The 2,003-nt window shown below is 61.0% G+C and carries 2 protein-coding genes; both read right to left on the bottom strand.

The genetic code is table 11. The features are described 5' to 3' along the window. On the bottom strand, nucleotides 1-1,512 hold the full coding sequence (locus AC097A_RS19165) for a tripartite tricarboxylate transporter permease (RefSeq protein WP_479622072.1): 1,512 nt from the start codon (nucleotides 1,510-1,512) through the stop codon (nucleotides 1-3). 12 nt (nucleotides 1,513-1,524) lie between these two features. After that, the coding region (locus AC097A_RS19160; RefSeq protein WP_479622071.1) for a tripartite tricarboxylate transporter TctB family protein at nucleotides 1,525-2,003 on the bottom strand (479 nt) is incomplete at its 5' end.

Genomic DNA, 2,003 nt, shown 5'->3' with positions numbered 1-2,003 from the left:
TCAATCCTCAACAAACGCCTCTTCGCGCTTGGCCTTGATGGAAGGCATGAGCACGACGACCAGCAGCAGAACGGCCGCTGCGAGCAAGCCCGCCGAGAGCGGCCGGGTGATAAACACACTCCAGTCGCCACGGGACAGGAGCAGCGCCCGGCGCAGATACTCCTCCATCATCGGCCCCAGGATAAAGCCCAGCAAGAGCGGAGCGGGTTCTGTACCCAGCTTGATGAACGCGTAGCCAATGATGCCAAACAGCGCCACCATCCAGATATCCCAGGTGTTGTTGTTGGTGGAGTACACCCCAATCGCACAGAACAACACGATGGATGGGAACAACCAGCGGTAAGGCACGGTCAAGAGCTTGATCCAGATCCCGATCAGCGGCAGGTTCAGCACAATCAGCATCAGGTTGCCAATCCACATCGAGGCAATCAGCCCCCAGAACAGCTCCGGGTTGGCCGTCATCACCTGCGGGCCGGGCTGGATGTTGTGGATGGTCATGGCCCCCACCATCAGCGCCATCACTGCATTGGGAGGGATACCCAGGGTCAGCAAGGGGATGAAGGACGTTTGGGAGCCGGCGTTGTTGGCGGCTTCCGGGGCTGCCACACCGCGGATATTGCCCTTGCCAAACGGCACTTCACCGGGGTTGAGCTTGGTCTTCTTCTCGATGGTGTAGGCCGCAAAGGCGGCCATCACCGCACCGCCACCAGGCAAGATGCCCAGCAGCGAACCCAGGGCGGTACCGCGCAGCACAGCCGGCACCATGTTCTTGAAGTCTTCCTTGGTCGGCATCAGTCCGGTCACCGAGGCGGCAAACACTTCACGCTCACTGGCGTGTTTGGACAGGTTGTGGATGATCTCTCCGTAGCCAAACACCCCCATGGCGATGACGATGAAGCCGATGCCGTCGGTCAGTTCCGGGATGTCAAAGCTGAAACGGGCCACACCCGAGTTCACATCGGTACCGACCATGCCCAAGAGCAGGCCCAGCACAATCATGGCCACCGCCTTGATCAGCGAGCCAGACGCCAGCACCACCGCACCAATCAGGCCCAGAATCATCAGGCTGAAGTATTCGGCCGGGCCGAACTTGAAGGCCAGCTCAGTGAGCGGCGCAGCGAAGGCGGCAAGGATCAGGGTACCCACACAGCCAGCAAAGAAAGAACCCATGCCGGCAGCAGCCAAGGCCGGGCCGGCACGGCCATTACGGGCCATCTGGTAACCGTCAATCACGGTGACCACCGAGGACGACTCCCCGGGCAGGTTGACCAGGATGGCGGTGGTGGAGCCACCGTACTGGGCGCCGTAGTAAATACCGGCCAGCATGATCAAGGCCGCCACGGGGGGCAAGGCATAGGTGGCGGGCAGCAGCATGGCGATGGTGGCCAGGGGGCCAATGCCGGGCAAGACACCAATCAGGGTACCGAGCAAACAGCCGATGAAGGCGTAGATCAGGTTCTGGAAGGTGAAGGCCACACCAAAACCGAGGGCGAGGTTGTCAAAGAGTTCCATGGTGTTCTGTCCTCAGGCGGTGAAGTAAGCGGGCCAGACCGGGAACTGCAGCTTGAGCAGCACGATGAAGGCCAGGTAGCTCAGGATGGCCAACAGGGTGGCCAGGATGAGTACGGGCTTGAAGGCGAACTCTTCACCGGCGTTGCTGGCGATGAAGGTGAGTAGGTAGATGCCGATGATCAGGCCCAGGGGTTTGAGGCCAATCAGGGGCAGGCCCCCGATGCAGGCACCAAACACGAGGTTGGCCAGGATGATGAAGAACAGCGGCTTCCAGGCCAGCTTGCCGATCTTGTCGCCATCCACGGTTTCCACCACCAGGGCTTTGAAGGTGATGATGCTGCCCAGAAAGGCCAGCAGCACGCCCAGGGCCAGCGGGAAGTAACCCGGGCCCATGCGGGCGCCGTCTCCCAGGGTGTAGCCCGATGCGCCCCAGGCGAAGGCTACCCCTACGCCCATGAACATCAGGCCGGAAAAAAAATCTTTTTGGCTTT

This window comes from Rhodoferax sp. XS2R6 (assembly GCF_056521365.1).
The sequence above is the reverse complement of the archived record's forward strand: the minus strand, read 5'-3'. Positions and strand labels throughout refer to the sequence as shown.